Origin of the sequence: Agrobacterium fabrum str. C58, from assembly GCF_000092025.1 — a bacterium.
GTDB lineage: Bacteria > Pseudomonadota > Alphaproteobacteria > Rhizobiales > Rhizobiaceae > Agrobacterium > Agrobacterium fabrum.
In genome coordinates, this window is the sequence record NC_003063.2 from 194346 (window position 1) to 214578 (window position 20233).

17 protein-coding genes are annotated in these 20233 nt (G+C 59.0%); 5 read left to right on the top strand and 12 right to left on the bottom strand.

Features of this window, described 5'->3' with window-relative positions; all coding sequences use genetic code 11:
* The first annotated feature begins 250 nt into the window (after positions 1-250).
* From ugpB to ATU_RS14715, 4 genes are all read left to right on the top strand, one after another.
* Complete coding sequence (gene ugpB / locus ATU_RS14700) at positions 251-1561, top strand: sn-glycerol-3-phosphate ABC transporter substrate-binding protein UgpB (RefSeq protein ID WP_006314481.1); 1311 nt, start codon at positions 251-253, stop codon at positions 1559-1561.
* Between the two features lie 70 nt (positions 1562-1631).
* A complete protein-coding gene (gene ugpA, locus ATU_RS14705) occupies positions 1632-2513 on the top strand; it encodes a sn-glycerol-3-phosphate ABC transporter permease UgpA (RefSeq protein WP_010972830.1) in 882 nt (293 codons plus the stop codon).
* Positions 2514-2522: 9 nt separating this feature from the next.
* Positions 2523-3371, top strand: coding sequence for a sn-glycerol-3-phosphate ABC transporter permease UgpE (gene ugpE / locus ATU_RS14710; RefSeq protein ID WP_010972831.1), 849 nt, complete (start codon positions 2523-2525; stop codon positions 3369-3371).
* A complete protein-coding gene (locus tag ATU_RS14715; protein ID WP_010972832.1) occupies positions 3371-4432 on the top strand; it encodes a sn-glycerol-3-phosphate import ATP-binding protein UgpC in 1062 nt (353 codons plus the stop codon). Before ugpE ends, ATU_RS14715 begins: the two co-directional genes overlap by 1 nt.
* Before the next feature lie 60 nt (positions 4433-4492).
* Here ATU_RS14715 and ATU_RS14720 read toward each other — a convergent pair whose 3' ends face one another.
* From ATU_RS14720 to odc2, 7 genes are all read right to left on the bottom strand, one after another.
* The gene (locus ATU_RS14720; protein ID WP_010972833.1) at positions 4493-5236 is read right to left on the bottom strand and encodes a class I SAM-dependent methyltransferase; all 744 of its coding nucleotides are present in this window, start codon (positions 5234-5236) and stop codon (positions 4493-4495) included.
* A gap of 321 nt (positions 5237-5557) precedes the next feature.
* On the bottom strand, positions 5558-6001 hold the full coding sequence (locus ATU_RS14725) for a glyoxalase superfamily protein (RefSeq protein ID WP_010972834.1): 444 nt from the start codon (positions 5999-6001) through the stop codon (positions 5558-5560).
* 209 nt (positions 6002-6210) lie between these two features.
* A complete protein-coding gene (locus tag ATU_RS14730; RefSeq protein WP_010972835.1) occupies positions 6211-6897 on the bottom strand; it encodes an OmpW/AlkL family protein in 687 nt (228 codons plus the stop codon).
* A 273-nt stretch (positions 6898-7170) separates the two neighbouring features.
* Positions 7171-8466 carry an MFS transporter gene (locus ATU_RS14735; protein WP_006314759.1) on the bottom strand — a complete coding sequence of 432 codons (1296 nt, stop codon included), beginning with the start codon at positions 8464-8466 and terminating at the stop codon, positions 7171-7173.
* 69 nt (positions 8467-8535) lie between these two features.
* The gene (locus tag ATU_RS14740) at positions 8536-8937 is read right to left on the bottom strand and encodes a MarR family winged helix-turn-helix transcriptional regulator (RefSeq protein ID WP_010972836.1); all 402 of its coding nucleotides are present in this window, start codon (positions 8935-8937) and stop codon (positions 8536-8538) included.
* Positions 8938-9083: 146 nt separating this feature from the next.
* A complete protein-coding gene (locus ATU_RS14745; protein WP_006314763.1) occupies positions 9084-9653 on the bottom strand; it encodes a GNAT family N-acetyltransferase in 570 nt (189 codons plus the stop codon).
* Between the two features lie 250 nt (positions 9654-9903).
* Positions 9904-11037: an ornithine/lysine decarboxylase gene (odc2, locus tag ATU_RS14750; RefSeq protein WP_006314764.1), complete on the bottom strand. Its 1134-nt coding sequence runs from the start codon at positions 11035-11037 to the stop codon at positions 9904-9906.
* A 536-nt stretch (positions 11038-11573) separates the two neighbouring features.
* Between odc2 and ATU_RS14755 the strand changes: the two genes are divergently transcribed.
* Complete coding sequence (locus ATU_RS14755; protein WP_010972837.1) at positions 11574-12467, top strand: LysR family transcriptional regulator; 894 nt, start codon at positions 11574-11576, stop codon at positions 12465-12467.
* Positions 12468-12539: 72 nt separating this feature from the next.
* Here ATU_RS14755 and ATU_RS14760 read toward each other — a convergent pair whose 3' ends face one another.
* The 5 genes from ATU_RS14760 to ATU_RS14780 form a co-directional block, all read right to left on the bottom strand.
* Positions 12540-13493 carry a substrate-binding domain-containing protein gene (locus tag ATU_RS14760; protein WP_006314766.1) on the bottom strand — a complete coding sequence of 318 codons (954 nt, stop codon included), beginning with the start codon at positions 13491-13493 and terminating at the stop codon, positions 12540-12542.
* Positions 13494-13565: 72 nt separating this feature from the next.
* The gene (locus tag ATU_RS14765; protein ID WP_010972838.1) at positions 13566-14567 is read right to left on the bottom strand and encodes an ABC transporter permease; all 1002 of its coding nucleotides are present in this window, start codon (positions 14565-14567) and stop codon (positions 13566-13568) included.
* A gap of 52 nt (positions 14568-14619) precedes the next feature.
* Positions 14620-16143 (bottom strand): sugar ABC transporter ATP-binding protein, encoded by a 1524-nt coding sequence (locus ATU_RS14770; RefSeq protein ID WP_010972839.1) that lies wholly within the window; start codon positions 16141-16143, stop codon positions 14620-14622.
* A 193-nt stretch (positions 16144-16336) separates the two neighbouring features.
* A complete protein-coding gene (locus tag ATU_RS14775) occupies positions 16337-16960 on the bottom strand; it encodes a TetR family transcriptional regulator (protein WP_010972840.1) in 624 nt (207 codons plus the stop codon).
* Between the two features lie 129 nt (positions 16961-17089).
* Complete coding sequence (locus ATU_RS14780; protein ID WP_010972841.1) at positions 17090-20224, bottom strand: efflux RND transporter permease subunit; 3135 nt, start codon at positions 20222-20224, stop codon at positions 17090-17092.
* Positions 20225-20233 lie beyond the last annotated feature (9 nt).

The window sequence follows — 20233 nt, forward strand, 5'->3', positions numbered from 1 at the left end:
TGTTTGTCCGCATGACCTTGCCTCATCGCGTCATACCAACGAGCACACGAAAAAATCGAGACGCCCCGAAAATGGAATAATAAAACCATTCCATTCACTTTCGTTTTAATCGTTCCACGTTCTCTTGCATTTTCGTTAGAGTTCGCTTTTAATCGGCAATGCTAATACAGAAAAGATCGCCCGCAGCCGGATCGAGGAGGATAGGCTGCAATAAGGGGCTGTATCTTTTACTGTTTTTAAAATGGGAGGAATGACCTTGAAAAAACTCAGCTACCGCCTTGCTGCAGCATCCGCGCTTTCGTTTTTTGTCACATCGAATGCTTTCGCTGCGACGGAAATCCAGTGGTGGCACGCCATGACCGGCGCCAATAACGAAGTCGTGGACACGCTTGCGAAAGAGTTCAACGACAGCCAGAAAGACTACAAGATCACGCCCGTCTTCAAGGGCACCTATCCGGAAACCTTGAATGCCGGCATTGCCGCCTTCCGCGCCAAGCAGCCGCCAGCAATCATTCAGGTCTTCGACGCCGGTTCCGGCGTGATGATGGGCGCCGCCGGCGCCATCAAGCCGGTGGCGGACGTGCTGAAGGAAGGTGGCTATACCTTCAACAAGGACGAATATCTGGCCGGCATCGTCGCCTATTATTCCAAGCCCGACGGCACCATGCTGTCCTTCCCCTATAATTCGTCCTCGCCGATTCTCTATTACAACAAGGACATCTTCCAGAAAGCAGGCCTCGACGCCGCCAACCCGCCGAAGACCTGGCCGGAAGTTTTCGAAGCCGCCAAGAAGATCAAGACCAGCGGTGCCGCACAATGCGGTTTCACCTCCACCTGGCTCACCTGGATCCAGACCGAGAACTTCGCCGCCTGGAACAACGTGTCCTATGGCAGCAATGAAAACGGGCTTGGTGGTACCGATGTGAAGCTTGCGGTCAATGCGCCGCTCTTCGTCGAACACTTCCAGGCCATTGCCGATCTCGCCAAGGATGGCACCTTCCGTTATGGCGGCCGCACCTCCGAAGCCAAGCAGCTGTTCATGTCCGGTGAATGCGGCATCCTGACCGAATCCTCCGGCGGCCTCGGCGATATCGTCAAGACCGGCATGAATTACGGCATCGGTCAGTTGCCCTATTATGAAGGCCACGGGCCGCAAAACACGATTCCCGGTGGCGCCAGCCTCTGGGTGTTCGGCGGCAAGAGCGACGCCGAATATAAGGGCGTGGCGGAATTCTTCCATTTCCTCTCGCAGACCAAGATCCAGTCTCGCCTGCATCAGGTCTCCGGCTATATGCCAGTGACGATCGCGGCCTATGAGGAAACCAAGAAATCCGGCTTCTACGACAAGAACCCTGCCCGCGAAACGCCGCTGCTGCAGATGATGGGCAAGCCGCCGACAGAAAACTCCAAGGGCGTGCGCCTCGTGAACCTGCCGCAGGTGCGCGACATCATGAACGAAGAGTTCGAGGCGATGCTGGCCGGCAAGCAGGACGCCAAAGCCGCCCTCGACAAGATCGTCGAGCGTGGTGACGCCGCCATCAAGCAGGCCGCCGGCAACTAAACGATCCCTGCCCCCCGCCCGCATCGCTCACCCGGTGCGGGCGGCTTTTCCATCTCATCAGGAGATCGCCGTGCAAAGCGTCGTATTCCCCAACAAGATCCTGCCCTATCTGCTGGTCGCCCCGCAGATTATCCTCACGGTGATCTTTTTCTTCTGGCCCGCAAGCCAGGCGCTCTACCAGTCGACCATGCGCGAGGACGCTTTCGGGCTGAGTAGCAATTTCGTCGGGCTGGCCAATTTTTCCGCCGTGCTGTCGGATGAGAGTTATCTGAACTCATTGAAGGTCACGGTTATCTTCAGCGTGCTGACCGCGCTGGTGTCCATGGGACTGGCGCTGCTTCTGGCAACGGCTGCCGACCGGGTGGTACGCGGCAAGGGCTTTTACCGCACCATGATGATCATGCCCTATGCCGTGGCACCTGCTGTCGCCGGCATGTTGTGGCTGTTCATGTTCAACCCCGCCATGGGCACATTGTCCTACATCCTTCGCCGCAACGGCATCATGTGGGATCCGCTGCTAGACGGCAATCAGGCCATGCTGCTGGTTGTCGCCGCCGCTGCGTGGAAACAGATCAGCTATAATTTCCTGTTCTTTGTCGCGGGTTTGCAGGCAATTCCGAAATCGTTGCTGGAAGCGGCCTCCATTGACGGTGCACGCGGTTCGCGGCGCTTCTGGACCATCGTTTTTCCGCTGCTGGCACCGACAACCTTCTTCCTTCTCGTCGTCAACACCGTCTACGCCTTCTTCGACACCTTCGGTATCATCCATGCCGTCACCGGTGGCGGTCCCGCCAAGGCGACGGAAACGCTGGTCTACAAGGTCTATAATGATGGCTTCGTGAACCTCAATCTCGGTTCTTCCGCCGCGCAGTCCGTGATCCTGATGGTGATCGTCATTGCGCTGACCGCCTTCCAGTTCCGCTTCGTCGAGAAGCGCGTGCATTACGGCTGAGGATCACCGATGATTGAAAATCGCCCCATCGCCCGCGTGATTGCCCATCTGATGCTGGTTCTCGGCATCATCATCGTGGCCTTCCCGATCTATTACACCTTCATCGCGTCCTCCATGACATCGAATGATATCATCCGCCCGCCCATGTCGCTGCTGCCCGGCGATCATCTCAGTGCGAATTACACCGAGGCCATGGTCGGCGGTGTCGAAAGAGTGGTTGGCGTCAGCCTCGAGCGGCTACTGTTCAACAGCTTCGTCGTTGCGCTCGCCATCGCCATCGGCAAAATCGTCATCTCGTTCCTGTCGGCATTCGCCATCGTGTTTTTCCGCTTTCCCTTCCGCATGGGCTTTTTCTGGATGATCTTCATCACCCTCATGCTGCCGGTGGAAGTGCGCATCCTGCCGACCTACAAGGTCATCGTCGATCTCGGGCTGATCGACACCTATGCGGGACTGACGCTGCCGCTGATGGCATCGGCAACGGCGACTTTCCTGTTCCGGCAGTTTTTCCTCACCATTCCCGGTGAGCTGGTCGAGGCGGCGCGTATCGACAATGCCGGCCCATTCCGCTTCATGCGCGATATTCTGCTGCCGCTGTCGAGAACCAATATCGCCGCTCTTTTCGTGATTCTGTTCATCTATGGCTGGACCCAGTATCTCTGGCCGCTGCTCGTCACCAACGATGCCAAGATGAACACGATCATCATCGGCCTCAAGCGCATGGTGGATTTCACCGACGCTTCGACACCCTGGAATTATGTGATGGTGACGGCGATCCTCGCCATCATCCCCCCTGTTATGGTTGTGGTGCTGATGCAGCGCTGGTTCGTCAAAGGTTTGGTGGAGACCGAGAAGTAATGGCAAAAATTGCGCTGAAAGACGTCCGCAAGGTTTATGGCGGCAATGTCGAGGCCATCAAGAGCGTATCGATGGAGATCGCCGACGGCGAAATGATCGTACTCGTCGGCCCGTCCGGCTGCGGAAAATCCACCTTGCTGCGTATGATCGCCGGACTGGAAGGTATTTCCGGCGGCCAGATCATGATCGGTGACCGCGTCGTCAACGATCTCGAGCCCTCAGACCGCGACATCGCCATGGTGTTCCAGAACTATGCGCTTTATCCGCATATGACGGTGCGGCAGAACCTTGCCTACGGCCTGAAGAACCGCAACACCCCGAAAGAGGAGATCGAGCGGCGCATCACCGAGGCGGCCAAGGCTCTGGAAATCGAACAGTTCCTGGAGCGCAAACCGCGCCAGCTTTCCGGCGGCCAGCGTCAGCGAGTGGCCATGGGTCGTGCCATCGTGCGCAAGCCCGCGGCTTTCCTGTTCGACGAGCCGCTCTCCAACCTCGATGCCAAGCTGCGTGTGCAGATGCGCGTCGAAATCCGCCGCCTGCAACGCTCGCTCGCCACGACAAGCGTTTATGTCACCCATGACCAGATGGAGGCCATGACACTGGCAGACCGGCTGGTGGTGCTGAATGCCGGCCGCATCGAGCAGATGGGCACGCCGATAGAGCTTTACGAAAAACCGGCCACCACCTTCGTCGCCACCTTCATAGGTTCGCCCTCCATGAACCTTCTGGCGCACGGCGCGGCCTCGTCCAATGTCTCGGCCGGCTGGTCGGTGAACGCCGCCGCCGCATTGCCGCCAACCGTCGCCACGCTCGGCATCCGCCCGGAAGACATCACGCTGGCAGAAGCCGAACCCGCCGATGCCGCCTTCGCCGGCACGGTGCAGGTGGACGCCGTGGAACTGGTGGGGGCGGAAAGCTATGTCCACGGCTCGTTTCCAGACGGCACCACCATCGTCTTTCGCGTGCCGGGCCGCTCACAGCTGCGCATAGGCGAGATGCTGAAGATCGCCGCGCAGGCTAAGGATTTCCATTTGTTCGATGCGGCGGGCAAGCGGATTTGAAATAATGTGTGGTGCTACGCCTCGAACGTTCCGGCAGCCGAGTCGTGGCGTAGCACTGTGTTAGCCGCCCTTTCTTGCTGTAAAGTGGAAGGTAAGAACATCACCCTGATAATGCTGGGAAAGCAAAACGTCCTTCATTCCGTTGCGGCTGAACGCGGCGAGGATGGCGATCGGATCATATTCGGACATCCGCATGGAAAGAGTACTCCAGCCTTTTCCACGCAGGAACCTATATGTGGCAGCCAAGGCTGGCACATTGTGGCGGAGATAATAACGCAGCCGGTCTGCCAAACGGCGCTCCGGCCTTCTGACACTGGTCTGGAGAATGGCGACGCCGTTCGGTCCGACTTTCGAGAGCAACTTGTCGATCAGTAGAACTCCTCTCCTGGCGTCCATGTGCTGAAGAACGATATAGCTGAGGACGAGGTCATATTCGCCTTCAGCATGACTCAAATCATCGTCTGAAGGGACCATCTCGACATTGCTAACGTTGTACAACTGACAATTTTTGAGGGCTTCGGCACGCATGTCCGGAGATAATTCCACGCCAACTACGGCTTCAAAACGGGAGGCGAGCGGGATGCTCATGCGGGCCACACCGGCGCCAAACTCTAAAACACGCCCCTTACCCAATGGCCCGAAGTGCTGTTCTGCGCGTCCCAGCATCCACGAGACGTTGGCCTCACCGGTTTCGAAGAATTCGCTCTTCGTTAACTCGATATTTGAAGTATTGAACCGGTCTTCCGAATACACGCCGTAATACGGATTTTTTCTGCCCCATTCGAGCCACTGAGTATCACTCATAAAATTGCCCTAAAATACGCGCCAGATAAAATATTATAGTCACTGCAAAATACAAAATACAAACCTCCGGCATAAAGTAAACACATAAATATAAATAAAAAATATTAGAAATTCAAATTTTACTACTTGAATATAACACGTACATTTATATTCACGCTGATGTACATCCAATAAAACTAATATCAGGGTTAGCCCCGTCAGCAGATGTGACATCAATCTCGATTTGAACCCCACTCCAGTTGCGACCGAAATGGAGTTCAAATCGTTTTGAAGCACTTGCGCTCGCACTCAAAGAGAACGACCAATCAAGCTTATCGCTACCTACCAAACCAATTCCACCTGTGGCCGGCCATTGGAGGTTTTCTCCACCGTGCGGCCTGACGTGTCGATATTGCAGTGAACACGCTGCCGGAAGGCGGAGAAGCTTTCGAAGGTCACGACGTCGACCGGATCATCGAGGTGGAGAGTGAGCCGATAGCGTTCGGGATCACCGCCGAGCGCCTGCACACCGAGCACGGAGGCTACGAAAGGCTGGCCGAGGTAAAAGCCTTCCACCCTTGAACCCAGTAGATAGGGATTGAAGGCGGGGCGATTGCCAACGCTCGCATGCAGGGTGTTCCAGTCGCGGAAGCCATGTTGCGCGGCGATGAGTTCCAGCGCCTTCGAGTGGGTGATTGTTTGCCCCTGTTCTTCAAGGGCGGCGCGCAGGCGTTTTGCCTGTTCCTTCAGACCCTCAAGCGCTGGCAGCGGTTTGGACACGTTCATAACGGTTCTCCAACATAGACATGCCGAATTTTCCGAGGGGTGTCCGCGTTGCCATCGACGACATGCAAAACATGGGGATGACCGTTATCAGGAAAAGAGCTTCACCAGGGGCATAAATGCCTGCGGACGGCCGGGGCTCTCTGCCCGTGGCCGTCCGTATAGCTCAGAAAGCGCCGCTCGTCAAAGGTTGGCTCAGGCCCATCCGTCAATCAGAAGCGATAGGTGATACCCGCGCCGATCAGCCAGGGATCGAGCTTCGCCTTGCCGCTGATCGGCGTGCCGCCCAGTTCGGCAGTCCAGTCGGTCTTGAGAAAGATTTTCTTCACGTCGAAGTTCACGCCCCAATGTTCATCCAGCATATAGTCGAAACCGACCTGTACGGCTGCACCGAGCTTGTTCTTGACATCGAGATTGCTGAAACCGGGCTTTTCCGACTGGTTGTAGAACAGCGAATAGTTCACGCCCGCACCGATATAGGGCTTGAAGGCACCGAAATCAGTAAAGTGATATTGCAGCGTTAGCGTCGGCGGCAGCAGCCATGTCTTGCCCACAGGCGTGCCGGCGAGCACGCCCTCGCCATTGATCTTGGCATAGGTGGTGCCAAGGATGAGTTCAGCGGCGAAGTTGTCGGTGAAGAAGTAGCTGATGTCGAGTTCGGGGATCACGGTATCTGAATAGGACAGGCCCGCACCGGGTAGACCGTCGACGCTGCCGCTGTCATTTGTGATGACACCGAGGCCGCGCACGCGCAGCATCCACGGGCTTGCCGCCGCAATCGCCTGTTCGGCGGTGGGCGCCGTTGCCAGCGGGGCCAGATCGGCAGCCAGCGCACCGTTTACCATCATCATTGCCGCAACGCTGGCCAGCAGGGCGGTCTTCCTGTTCATCTTCGTCATTCCATCTCTCCTATAGCGCAGCGCGGCCAGGCAACTCCCAAACCCGCTGATGACGGTGGGCTGGCGACTCTTCGCCTACCGCACCGGATCGCAGCCACTATGGCGATGGACGGGGTGGGCCGATTGAGATGGATCAAATGGGAAGGGCGATTGCCTGTCAGGCCAAAGAAGCAAGCGGCATTGTGACAATTGCGCAACAAACCTTGTCCTATGACGGACGGTTTCATACCCTTGAAAAGGAAAAGAGCGCCGGTTCGGCGCCCTTCCTTACCTTCAGGCCGCCTGCGGCGTCAGGGCGGCGGAGCCCGGCTTCCTGAGAAGCAGCACCGAGAAAGCCGCGATCAGACACATCAGGCCGGCAATCTGCAGCGCCGGCATATAGGTGTCAAAATCGCTCTTGAAGAAACCGGCGCCGAAAGCGGCGGTGGCCGCTCCCAGCTGATGGCCGGCGAAGACCCAACCGAACACCAGACCTGCTTTTTCACGGCCAAAATTCTCGGCGGCGAGCTTCACCGTCGGCGGCACCGTTGCCACCCAGTCCAGCCCGTAGAAGACGGCGAAGACCGAAAGCTCCACGAAACTGAAACCGGAGAAGGAAAGATAAATCAGGGAAAGGCCACGCAGACCGTAAAACCAGAACAGCAGGAACCGATTGTCGAAACGGTCGGAAAGCCAGCCGGCGAAGATCGTGCCGAAGAAATCGAAAATGCCGATCACCGCCAGCGTGCCCGCCGCCGTAACCGCGGCCATGCCGAAATCACCGCAGATCGAAATCCAGTGGGTCTGGATCAGGCCATTGGTGGACAGCCCGCAAACGAAGAATGTGCCGAACAGAACCCAGAAAACCGGGTTGCCGGACACGCTTTTCAGCGTCACCAGCGGTGAGGCCAGCGTGGCGAGAAGATTGTGGTCCTGCTTCGGCGGCTTCGATACCGCTGTCTCACCATAAGCTGGCAGGCCGACATCGGACGGGTGATCGCGCATCAGAAGCAGAACGAGGATCATGGCGGCTGCAATCACCGCAACGGAGAGCGTCAGGGCCGTCCGCCAGCCATAGGCCTCGGTCAATGCCGCCAGCAGCGGCAGAAACACCAGCTGACCCGTGGCATTGCTGGCCGTCATCAGGCCGATCACAAGGCCCCGGCGTTTGGAAAACCAGCGTGACGCCACCGTAGCCCCCAGCACCAGGGCGGTCATGCCGGTGCCCACACCGATCACCACACCCCATAGAAGCAGCAATTGCCAGACCTGCGTCATGAAGAAGGATGCGACGATGCCGCCCATGATCAGGGCGAGCGCCGTCGATACCACCTGCCGGATGCCGAAATGGTTCATGAAGGCGGCGGCGAAAGGCCCGAGCAGGCCAAAAAGCACCAGCCGGACCGCCATGGCGGAGGAAATATCGGCGATATCCCAGCCGAACTCCTGATGCAGCGGCTGGATCATCACCCCCGCAGACCCCATCGCGCCGGCGGTGGCCAGCATGGTCAGAAAGGTGGTGACGGCAACGACCCAACCGTAATGCAGGTTTCTGCCGGCCATCCAGCTGGCAAGGCGTGTGGAGAGCATGTTCAAAATCCCTTTCCAGCGGCCTCTGGCCGAGTTTTACGGGTAGATACCCGCTTCATGATCTAAAAATTAGAGGGCTGCGAGCAGTTCCTGCAATTGCGCGGTCTTTTCCGGTCCCAGCCGGGCCTCAATCTCGTCCTGCACGCCGTCCCAAAGCGGCGCACCTGCCTTCAGGATCGCCTGCCCCTCCTCCGTTACGGTCAGCATTGCCTCCCGCTGGTCCTCACCGTGGCCGATGGCGACCAGCCCCATCCGGGCCAGCACCCTGGCATTGCGGCCGACGGTGGAGCGATCCAGCTCCACCCGCGCGGCAAGGTCGGTCAGCGACACAGGCGCCGTGCGGTTAATGTTCCGCAGCAGACTGAACTGGCCGATATTAACGCCAAGCGGTGCCAGTGCCTCGTCATAATAGGACGAGACCTTGCGGGATGCTTTGCGCAACAGAATGCAGTGGCAGCGATCATTTGGCATTGTCTCGGGTATATACCCGCAACTTATCGCAGGCAAGAGGTGTCTGGAAAATTGTCGGCGGGGTAAAGTCGGGCGCATGAACCGTATAATAAAAACAATAAACCCCGGCTTTGGGCCGGGGTTCGATGTGAGCAGCGAGTATCACCTCAGGCCGAGAGCCGGCGGCCGTTTGCCACCAGAAGACCGGCGGCACCTTCGAGCCAGCCAGCTTTCAGCTCCAGCGCCAGAAAACGGTTGCGCTCGAACGGGCCGGGCATGATGAGGTGCTGGGCCTTGTCGGCGAAAAAGCCGAAGCGCTCGTAATAGGGCGCGTCGCCGACCAGGAGGATGGCGCCATGGCCGCGCTTGGTGGCTTCACCGATTGCCGCACGCATCAGTGCGGAGCCGATGCCCTTGCCCTCATGGGCGGCATCGACGGCCAACGGGCCAAGCAACAACGCCTCGACAGGACGGCCTTCGCGTGAAATACCGGCTTCGACATTCCAAAGGCGCACCGTGGCAATGACATGGCCATCCTCATCCCGAGCAACAAGCGCCAGGCCTTCGGCCGGAACGCGGCCGGCGCGCAGCTTTTCAGAAGACTTGCGGCGGCGGCCAGCGCCCATGGCGCGGTCGAGAAGGTTCTCACGGGCGACGACATCGCCCGGATTTTCCTGATCGACATGAAATGTCTGCGGTGTAAAAAATGCCCGTACCGAATTCAAAAGAGCGGCCATCCTTGGCCTCCCGTCACACAACCGCCCACACGCGGCCCTTGATGAAAAATGGTGAAACCGCTCCGGCCCGCCGACACGCTTTCCTCGGCTGGAAGAGGTGCAGCAAGCAGGGATTTGCGCAACAGCACAATCGGCAGGGCCGGAACGGAAGCTTGGTCGAGACGCCGCCCTGTTCAGCGGGCGGCGTTCGGACTTTTTGACCTGCGCATCGGGTTTTCCGAAAACCGCGTTACACTTTTCGGCCCGATGCCTAGATGACGTAAGCCTTCAGCGGCTCGAAGCCATTAAAGGCAACCGCCGAATAGGTCGTCGTGTAAGCACCCGTGCCTTCGATCAGAACTTCATCGCCGATGGTCAGCGAGACCGGCAGCGGATACATGTTCTTTTCATACAGCACGTCGGCGCTGTCGCAGGTCGGGCCGGCCAGAACGCAGGGCTGCATCTCGTCCTGATCACGCTCGGTGCGGATCGGGTAACGGATTGCCTCGTCCATCGTCTCGGCGAGACCGCCGAACTTGCCGATGTCGAGGAACACCCAGCGGTGGTTGTCGTTGTCGGACTTCTTCGACACGAGAACGACTTCCGCCTTGATGACGCCGGCATTGCCGACCATGCCGCGGCCCGGCTCGATGATCGTCTTCGGGATCTGGTTGCCAAAGTGCTTGCGCAGCGCCGTGTCAATCGCCTGGCCGTATTCTTCGGCAGCCGGAACGTCGCGCAGGTACTTGGTCGGGAAACCACCGCCCATGTTGACCATCTGCAGGTGGATGCCCTGCTTGGCAAGCGACGCAAAGACGCGCTTGGCATCGGCAAGTGCTGCATCCCATGCGTCGAGATTCATCATCTGCGAACCGACATGGAAGGAAACGCCGTAGGATTCCAGACCCATCTGATGCGCATAAACCAGAACATCGACAGCCATCTGCGGCACGCAGCCGAACTTGCGCGACAGAGGCCATTCAGCACCTTCGCCATCCGTCAGCACGCGGCAGAACACACGCGCGCCGGGGGCGGCACGGGCAACCTTCTCGACTTCCTCATGGCTATCAACGGCGAAGAGATCGATGCCGAGCGCGTGAGCACGGGCGACGTCGCGTTCCTTCTTGATGGTGTTGCCGAAGGAAATCCGGTCGGACGTTGCACCGGCATCGAGCGCCATCTGGATTTCAGCCACGGAGGCGCAATCGAAGTTGGAGCCGAGCGAAGCGAGCAGCTTCAGGATTTCGGGAGCCGGGTTTGCCTTGACGGCATAATAGATCGCGCTGTTCGGCAGGGAATGCCGGAACGCGTTGAAATTGTCGCGCACGACGTCGAGATCAACCACGAGGCAAGGGCCTTCGGGACGTCGGGTCTTGATGAAGTCGAGAATGCGTGCAGTCGTCATCGATATATTCCCTATAAAACCGACTCCGGCAGAATCCGGAGGACAAAGGACGCTCGAGATATGCATTCGAATCAGCCGGTGGAGGCGCAGAATCGATAGCATACGCTCAAGGCGCGAATGTGAACGATGCCCTGCCAGAGCATCATTCGGCTTTGTCTGCCATCGATTGGAGGGAATGACCCGACCGCACTTCAGGCAATGATGGTGTGCCTCTTCAGTACCCCGGCTGATGGAAAGCCGGCAGAGAACCAGAAAGGCCCGCACCGTCGTTGCTTCATATGTCCTCGCATTTCCCGGTTGGCCGGAATAGCGACTGGAGGGGTTAGTTCCAGGTACCTTACCTAAATCCTCACCACATCGAGGACTCGGCGGACACACATGGGCACGTGCGACTTTGGGCAGCACGGGAGATAAGAATATTCGCAGTCATAATCAAGAGAATTTTTTCATCAAACGCGGATTTTTTCAGCAATGATTTTAGGGTTGAACAGTCGCTGCCCAGCGTTCAATTATATGGAACGAACCGGAGGATTTTCATGGACACGCTCACCCGCATCCGCGCCTTTATCGATGTTGTCGAGGCGGAGGGTTTTTCCGCCGCCGCCCGCAAGACCGGGCGTTCCAAAGCGCTTCTGTCCAAATATGTCCGGGAACTGGAGGATGATCTCGGGGCGCTGCTTCTCAATCGCACCACCCGGCAGTTCTCGCTGACCGAGGCCGGACACACCTATTACCGCACCGCCTCTGACATTTTGAAGGAGATCGACAACCTTGCCGATCTGGTGCGCGAAAAGAATGCCGATCTCAAGGGCAAGCTCAGGATCTCGGTGCCGCGCACCTTCATCGATGCCGATATCGGCCAGAGCCTGATCGATTTCGCCAAGGAAAATCCGGAACTGGTGCTGGAAATCGTCGCCGACGACCGATTCGTCGATCTGATCGAAGAAGGCTTCGACCTTGCGATCCGTATCACACGGCTGGAGGATTCGGGTCTCATTGCCCGCAAGCTTTCTGATTTCCGGGTTTATGCGGTGGCGACGGCGGATTTCGTGGCGAAGCATGGACCGCTCGACGGGCCACAAGATTTTGCCCGCGTGCCCTTCATCATCGACACCAATACCCGCTTTCATAATACCGTGCGTTATTTCGAACCGGATGGCGGATCGAACTCGGTCGCCATCAGCGGGCCGATCGAGGTGAACAGTCCGCAGGCAACGTTGCGCGCCGCCCGCGCCGGGCTCGGCATCGCCATGGTGCCGGATTTCATCGCCCGTCCGCACATCCAGTCCGGTGAGCTGGTGACCCTGTTCGACGACTATATTTCCAAGGATCGCGGTATCTATGCGGTCTATCCGCACCGCCGCTACCTGCCCGCCAAGGTGCGCAGTTTCGTGGACTATCTCTCCGCGTGGTTTCGCAAGGGCGGCTGAGGAAAGGTTTTCATCGGGCCCCAATAAACAAAAACGCCCGCCTTTTGGCGGGCGTTTTCATGTGCGGGATTCTCAGAAAGGCGAATCCGGGAAGTAGAACTGCTTGGCGTTGTCCTTGGTGATGAGCGTCGCGTCGAGAATATACTCGCCGGCAACCGGCACCTGATCGTAGAAATGACCTGCTGTCAGCTGCATGGCGGTCGCCACCATAGCCGGCGGATAGAGCACGTCGACCGGCACCAGCTTGTCGCCGTCCATGACCTTCTTGATCATGTCCTTGGAACCGGCACCCGCAACGATATACTTGATATCGGTGCGTTTTGCCTGCTGGATCGCCTCCAGCACGCCGATCGCCATGTCGTCGTCCTGACACCAGACCACGTCGATCTTCTTGTATTTGGTAAGATAGTCCTGCATCACGCGGAAGGCGTCGTCCCGGTTCCAGTTGCCGTACTGGCGGTCGAGAACCTTGACGCCGGAGCCGGCAATACCCTTGTCGAAACCATCCTGGCGCTGCTGGTCGATCGGGATCGGCAGGCCACGAATAACCACCACTTCCGCGTCAGGCGTGGTTTTCTTGATGTATTCGCCAGCCACCTGCCCGAGAGCCGGGTTGTTACCAGCAACGTAAAGATCGCGGATCGAATTGTCGTTGACGCTCGGCGCGCGGTCGACGAGCGCGACGAAGGTGCCCTTGTCCTTGATTTCCTTGATGGCGTTGACGAGCGGATCGGGATCCGACGGCAGCACGACCAGTGCGTCCAGCCCCTGCACCGCAAGATCCTGCAGCGCGTTTGCCTGGTTGGCGGCATCCGGCGAGGTCTTGACGATGACGTTGAGCCCCGGATGCTCCTTCATCAGGAGCTTGGCCACACGCTCGGCGTGGTAAACGACGCCCGCCGTCCAGCCATGGTCGGCCGCCGGAATGGACACGCCGATCGTCACCTTCTTGTCCTGCGCCTGAGCAGAACCCGCAAGGACGGCAGCCAGCGCGACAAATGCCACGCCGATGAATTTTCTACGCATAGTCTCTTTCCTCCCAAGACCGGGGCGTTCCTCCTCCAACCGCACCTGCCCCACATAGCGCGGCGTGATGTGTCACCTGCGGCTGAGCGAGCGCTGCACCAGCATGGCAATGATGATGATGGCCCCCTGAATGGCACCGATCAGATATTCGCTGACGAAGTTCGACAGGATCATGATGTTGCCGACGATCTCCAGAATGAAGGCGCCGCAGATCGTGCCCCAGATGCGCCCCACCCCACCCCGCAGCGCCGTGCCGCCAACGACAACGGCGGTGATGGCCTGCAATTCCCACAACATGCCTGTCGTGGCCGAGGTGGAGGCGAGACGTGGAACGTAAAGAAGCACGGCAACGGCAACGCAGAGCCCCTGAACCACATAGGCAATCGTTCGGACCCGAACCACCGAAATGCCGGAATAACGCGCCACGTCCTCGCTGGAACCGACGGCTGTCAGATGCCGGCCGTAACGGGTGCGGTACAGCACGAAGGCGGCGATGGCAGCGGTCACGAAAATCACGATGACCGGCACCGGCACGCCCAGCACATTGCCGAAATAGACCGGGCGATAAAGCGTCTGGATGTCCGGGTTGCGCAGCGTGATGGCTCCGCCCTGCGACAGCCAGGTGGTGAGCCCTCGGTAAATGCCCATGGTGCCTAGCGTGGCGATAAAAGGCTCGATGCGGCCGATGGTGGTGATGAGACCATTCGTCAGCCCGCAGGCGGCGCCAATGGCGATGGCCAGCGCCATGGCCGTGAGCAGCATCAAGAGCGGGCTGGCGATGACACCGCTGTTCATGAACAGGATCATCAGGCTGGCGACGAAGGCGACCATGGCACCGACGGAAAGATCAAGCCCGCCCGACGTGATGACATAGGTGGCCCCGAGCGCGATGATGGCAATGAAGGCGCTACGGGTCACGACATTCAAAAGATTGTCGATGCCGATGAAATTCGGATTGGCGATGGTGCCGAGCACCAGCAGCAGGGCCAGCGCCACGAAAGGCGCAACGGCGCGCAGGTCCCAGTCCTTCGAGGTCTTCGGCGTTTTGCCGTTATCGAGTGCGGCCTCAGTCATATTTCCCCTCAATTGTCTTTTCTTCAGGCCTTATTCAAATGACAGGCGGGCCTCAGGCGAATTCCTGCGTATGAACGCCCGTCGCCAGCGCCACGATGTCGTTTTCGGTCATCTGCTCGCCCGCCACCTCGCCGACGATCCGGCCCGAGCGCATCACCAGAATACGGTCGCAGATGCCGATCAGCTCCGGCATTTCAGAGGAAACGACGATGATCGACCGCCCCTCATCCGCAAGGCTGGCAATGAAACGGTAAATCTGTTCCTTGGTGCCGATATCGATACCGCGCGTCGGCTCATCGATGATGACGATGGACGGATCGAGCAGCATCATCTTGGCGAGCAGCAGCTTCTGCTGGTTGCCGCCGGACAGCTGGCCCGCCAGCAGGTCCTTGCGGCCGGTGCGGATGTCGAAATCGCGCACCGCATCGTCGAGCGCCTGCGCCTCCCGGCGGATATCGATCTGAAACAGCCGGCTGAACTTGTTGAGCGAAGCGAGCGTGAGATTGACCCGCAGATCCTTGGTCAGCAGCAATCCTTTGCCCTTGCGGTCTTCGCTCAGATAAACGATGCCGGCCTTCAGACTGTCTTCCGCTTTTGCGAAATGCACCTGTCGACCCAGATGGCGGACATTTCCGCGCCCGGCCCGCAGGCCGAGGACACCTTCCATCAGCTCCGTTCTCCCCGCCCCCACCAGGCCCGCAAAACCGAGGATTTCTCCCTTGCGCAGGCTGAAGCCGGCATCCTGCGCATAACCGGGAACGGTGAAATGCTCCACCTGCAGAACCGGTTCGCGCTCGCCGCCGGCATGCCGGTCCGGATAGAGCTTGGCAACATCGCGCCCCACCATCAGCCGCGCCATATCGGCCGGCTGCAACTCCGATGCCGTGTGCGAAGCCACCAGCCGGCCATCACGAAGGACAGTCACCCGGTCGGCGATCTCCTTCACTTCAGGCAGGCGGTGCGAAATATAAAGCACGGCCACGCCCTTGGCCCTGATGTCCCTGATGACGTTCAGCAGCGCATCGGTTTCGATGGGCGTGAGGCTAGCGGTCGGCTCATCGAAAATGACGACGCGATGCGGCACGAGCAGAACACGGGCAATCTGTACCAGTTGCCGCTGGGCAATCGAAAGACTGCCGACGATGGCATCGGGATCGATCGTACCGCCGAGATCGGCTATCGCCTTGCGCGCTCCCGCCCGCATGGCCCGGTCGTCCATCATCGGGCCCCGGCGCAATTCGCGGCCGAGATAGATGTTCTGGGCCACCGTCAGATCCGGCGCCAGCAATATTTCCTGATGCACGAGGACGATGCCGCGATGTTCGGCGTCCACCGGTCCACTCAGCGCAACGGCCTCGCCATCGATGCGGATTTCCCCGCCCGACGGCTTCTCGTTGCCGGCCAGAAGCTTCATCAGCGTCGACTTGCCGGCACCGTTCTCACCGATGATCGCGTGGACCTCGCCGGCCCGCACCACAATCTCGATATCCTTCAGGACCTGTACCGGACCGAAAGACTTCGACAGCCCAACCGTCCGGATCAGGCCCGGGTCTGGAGATTCGTCAGCAAAAGCCATGTACCGTCACCGATATCCAACGGAAACGGACGGCATTTGCCCCTTGATTATACCTGAAATGATCATCTGCGAACTCCTCCCAAAGCTCCAGGAAGAAGCTAGCGTCCGTTTTGAGGTACGTAAAGCAATTTTCGCTGGTCTTTTAGAATACACTCAAATTTGACCGGCGCGGGAGGGTGATGCAGCGCTCCGGTCAAGGTACTGGAGGACGTTGAAATCCCTTCATGAGACGATGCATCGCCTCGGCCCCTTCCTTGACCAGATCGAAACGTTTACCGAACAGCAGCCAGTCATAGACTATGCCTTTCAGCAGCCAGTAAAGCGCACCGAGCGCCGACTCTGCCGTCCAATTATCGTTGAAGACACCCTCTGACTGTACACGCTGAAAAGCGGCCTCCAGCACATCCTTGTGGTGACGGTCCAGTTCTTCCTGCGCATGCAGGACCGGGGCAAACTCGTCGGAATAATTGGTACGCAGGCTGATCGTCATGATGCGCTGGCGTTGTTCGTCTTCTGCCAGAAGCGCAAGCCACTTGCACGTCGCCTCCTCGATCTTGGCCAGCAGTGCTGTCCCCTTGAGGTCCGGATCGCCAAAATCCAGCAGATCCGATTCCGGCAGCGCTACGGATTCGTAAAGGCCAATGAAAAGGTCGGCCTTGCTGGAAAAATGCCAGTATATGGCGCCACGCGTGACACCGGCCGCGGCCGCCACCTCGTCCAGTGAACTATTGGCCACACCCTTTTTGAAGAACACCCGCTCGGCGGCGGCAAGGATCGCCTGACGCGTCTCTTCTGCCTCGGCCTTGGTTCGGCGCATGCTGATGTCTCCTTCCAATCACGGCACGGCGCTTTCGCACCGTGCCTCTTTGCGATGCCGGGCTGTCAATCAGATGAATACTTTCATCGGATATCAACCCGGCCTTCCCATTCATTTTATTCGGCCATTTTATTCGGCCGGCGATACGGCGTCAGCAGCAATCTTGTCGTCCTTCTTCCGATCCCCGAAAAACTTCATGACAAAGACGAAGAACACGGGAACGAAGAAGATCGCGAGGATCGTCGCCGAGATCATGCCGCCGAGAACGCCGGTGCCGATGGCGTTCTGGCTCGCCGCACTGGCGCCTGAAGCAATTGCCATCGGCAGCACGCCGAGCGAGAAGGCGAGCGAGGTCATCAGGATCGGCCGGAAACGCAGGTGGGCCGCCTCCACTGTCGCATCATAGGTGGATTTGCCCTCCGCCCGCAGATCCTTGGCAAATTCGATGATCAGGATAGCGTTCTTGGCCGAAAGCCCGATGATGGCGACGAGGCCGACGAGGAAGTAGACGTCGTTCGGCATGCCGCGCAGCATCACCGCCGCCACCGAGCCGATGACGCCGAGCGGCACCACCAGCATGACCGAGAGCGGAATGGACCAGCTTTCATAAAGCGCCGCCAGCAGCAGGAAGACGAACAGCACGCTGAGGCCGATAAGTGCCGGCGCCTGCGAGCCCGACTGGATTTCCTGCAGCGACTGCCCAGTCCATTCGAAACCGAAACCACCAGGTAACTCACGCGCCAGACGCTCCATTTCGGCAATCGCATCACCGGAGGAGTAACCGGGCGCGGACTGGCCGCTGACACGGATCGCCGGATAGCCGTTATAACCGACCACCTGCGAGGGACCGCGAACCCATTCCACCGTAGCGAATGAGCTGACGGGCACCATGCCGCCATTGGCGTTGCGGACGTTGAGGTTCAAAAGATCCTCGGTCTTCATACGCTGGCCCTGCTCCGCCTGCACCGTCACGCGCTGCATGCGGCCGGCATTGGGGAAGTCGTTGACGTAGGACGACCCCATATTGGCCGAGATGGTGGCGTTGATGTCGCTGAAGGTGACACCGAAGGTATTGGCCTTTTCACGGTCGATGATGAGGTTCACCTGCGCCGCATCCGGCATGCCTTCGATGCGAAGACCGGCAAGGACGGGGCTCTGGCGGGCGGCGGCCATGAGCTGGGCGCCCGCTGCGCTAAGTGCGGTCTGACCGGCACCCGACCTGTCCTGAAGACGGAAGGTGAAACCGCTCGAGTTGCCCAGACCCTGAATAGGCGGCGGCGACAAGGCGAACGACATGGCATCCGGCAGGCCCCAAAGCTTGCCGTTGATCCGCGCGGAGATGGCCGCAGCCGAGTCCTCGGGTCCACGTTCGCTCCAGTCCTTCAGCGTCGCGAAGGCAAGGCCGGCATTCTGGCCGGACCCGGAGAAAGAGAAGCCCGAGATCGCAATGACGCGCTCCACCGCCGGCTCCTCCATGAAGATTTTCTCGATCTGCTGGATGGATTGCAGGGTGCGCTCGGTACTGGCTTCCGCCGGTGCCTGAATATCGACGATCAGATAGCCTTGGTCCTCGTTCGGCAGGAACGAGCTTGGCAGCTGCATATAGGCCCAGCCGAGGCCGGCAAGCAGAGCCGCATAGATGATCATGAAGCGACCTGAACGCTTGATGATGCCACCCACCGAGGAGGAGTATTTGTGCGACGCCTTATCAAAATTGCGGTTGAACCAGCCAAAAAATCCTTTCTTCTCGTGATGCCCTGCCTTGATCGGCTTCAAGAACGAGGCGCAGAGCGCGGGCGTGAGCGACAGCGCGAGGAAGCCCGAGAACAGGATGGAAACCACCATGGTCAGACTGAACTGTTGGTAGATGATTCCGACAGCGCCCGGGAAAAAGGCCATCGGCACGAACACCGCGGTCAGCACCAGCGTGATGCCTATGATGGCACCCGAAATCTGGCCCATGGCCTTGCGGGTCGCCTCCTTTGGCGACAGATGCTCCTCAGCCATGATGCGTTCGACATTCTCGACAACGACGATCGCGTCGTCCACCAGAATGCCGATGGCGAGAACCATCGCGAACATGGTGAGCACGTTGATCGAGAACCCCGAGACATACATGACGGCGCACGTGCCCAGCAGCGCCACGGGCACCACCAGTGTCGGAATGATCGTGTAGCGGATGTTCTGCAGGAAGACGAACATCACCACGAAGACAAGGATCATTGCCTCGATCAGCGTGTGAATGACCTTCTCGATCGAGATCTTGACGAAGGGACTGGTATCATAGGGAATCTCATATTCGATGCCCTGCGGGAAATAACGCGACAACTCTTCCATCGTCGCGCGAACGCCTTCGGAGGTCTGCATGGCATTTGCCGTTGGTGACAGCTGTACGCCGATGGCAGCACTCGGTTTACCGTTGAGGCGGCTCGAGAAATTGTAGCTCTCGCCGCCCACCTCGACACGCGCGACATCACGCAGCCGCACCGATGAACCGTCGGGATTGGCGCGCAGCACGATGGAGCCGAATTCCTCGGGCGAGGTCAGCTGGCCCTGGACGTTGACGGTCGCGGAAATCTGCTGGCCGACAGGGTTTGGCGATGCGCCGATGCGGCCGGCGGCAACCTGCGAGTTCTGCGCCTGAATGGCGTTGATGACATCGTCCGAGGTCAGGCTGAGACCCAACATCTTGTCGGGATCCATCCAGATGCGCATGGAGCGCTGGGTAGCGAACAGCTGTGCGCTGCCGACACCCGGCACACGACGCAATTCACCCAGCACGTTACGGCTGAGATAATCTCCAAGACCGATGGCATCGGTGTTGCCGTCGACGGAGGTCAGCGCCACCATCATCAGAAACGATGTGCCGGCCTGTTCCACGCGCAGGCCCTGCTGCGTCACAGACCGGGGCAGACGGGGCTCGACACGCGCGATGCGGTTTTGAACTTCGACCTGGGCTTCGCCGATATTGGTACCGGGCTCGAAGGTCACGTTGATCGAAATACGGCCGGAGGATTCCGACGTCGATTCAAAGTAGATGAGACCGGGAACGCCGTTCAGCTCTTCCTCGATGGGCCGGGTGACACTCTGATAGATGTCTTCCGGCGAGGCGCCCGGATAGTTGGTGCCGATCGAAATCTGTGGCGGGGCCACATTCGGATATTGCGCAATCGGCAGCATGGGAATGGCGAGCAGGCCCGCCAGCATGATGAAGATGGCGACGACCCAGGCAAAAATGGGCCGATCGATGAAAAAACGTGCCATGGAAATCGG

Excerpts from the sequence above, each read along its gene's own strand:
- ATU_RS14760 (WP_006314766.1), bottom strand. The coding sequence starts at position 13,493 with ATGCGTAGAAAATTCATCGGCGTGGCATTTGTCGCGCTGGCTGCCGTC.
- ugpE (WP_010972831.1), top strand. The coding sequence starts at position 2,523 with ATGATTGAAAATCGCCCCATCGCCCGCGTGATTGCCCATCTGATGCTG.
- ATU_RS14725 (WP_010972834.1), bottom strand. The coding sequence starts at position 6,001 with ATGAACGTGTCCAAACCGCTGCCAGCGCTTGAGGGTCTGAAGGAACAG.
- ugpB (WP_006314481.1), top strand. The coding sequence starts at position 251 with ATGACCTTGAAAAAACTCAGCTACCGCCTTGCTGCAGCATCCGCGCTT.
- ATU_RS14720 (WP_010972833.1), bottom strand. The coding sequence starts at position 5,236 with ATGAGTGATACTCAGTGGCTCGAATGGGGCAGAAAAAATCCGTATTAC.
- ATU_RS14770 (WP_010972839.1), bottom strand. The coding sequence starts at position 16,143 with ATGGCTTTTGCTGACGAATCTCCAGACCCGGGCCTGATCCGGACGGTT.
- ATU_RS14715 (WP_010972832.1), top strand. The coding sequence starts at position 3,371 with ATGGCAAAAATTGCGCTGAAAGACGTCCGCAAGGTTTATGGCGGCAAT.
- odc2 (WP_006314764.1), bottom strand. The coding sequence starts at position 11,037 with ATGACGACTGCACGCATTCTCGACTTCATCAAGACCCGACGTCCCGAA.
- ATU_RS14735 (WP_006314759.1), bottom strand. The coding sequence starts at position 8,466 with ATGCTCTCCACACGCCTTGCCAGCTGGATGGCCGGCAGAAACCTGCAT.
- ATU_RS14730 (WP_010972835.1), bottom strand. The coding sequence starts at position 6,897 with ATGACGAAGATGAACAGGAAGACCGCCCTGCTGGCCAGCGTTGCGGCA.
- ATU_RS14775 (WP_010972840.1), bottom strand. The coding sequence starts at position 16,960 with ATGCGCCGAACCAAGGCCGAGGCAGAAGAGACGCGTCAGGCGATCCTT.
- ATU_RS14745 (WP_006314763.1), bottom strand. The coding sequence starts at position 9,653 with ATGGCCGCTCTTTTGAATTCGGTACGGGCATTTTTTACACCGCAGACA.
- ATU_RS14765 (WP_010972838.1), bottom strand. The coding sequence starts at position 14,567 with ATGACTGAGGCCGCACTCGATAACGGCAAAACGCCGAAGACCTCGAAG.
- ATU_RS14755 (WP_010972837.1), top strand. The coding sequence starts at position 11,574 with ATGGACACGCTCACCCGCATCCGCGCCTTTATCGATGTTGTCGAGGCG.
- ATU_RS14780 (WP_010972841.1), bottom strand. The coding sequence starts at position 20,224 with ATGGCACGTTTTTTCATCGATCGGCCCATTTTTGCCTGGGTCGTCGCC.
- ATU_RS14740 (WP_010972836.1), bottom strand. The coding sequence starts at position 8,937 with ATGCCAAATGATCGCTGCCACTGCATTCTGTTGCGCAAAGCATCCCGC.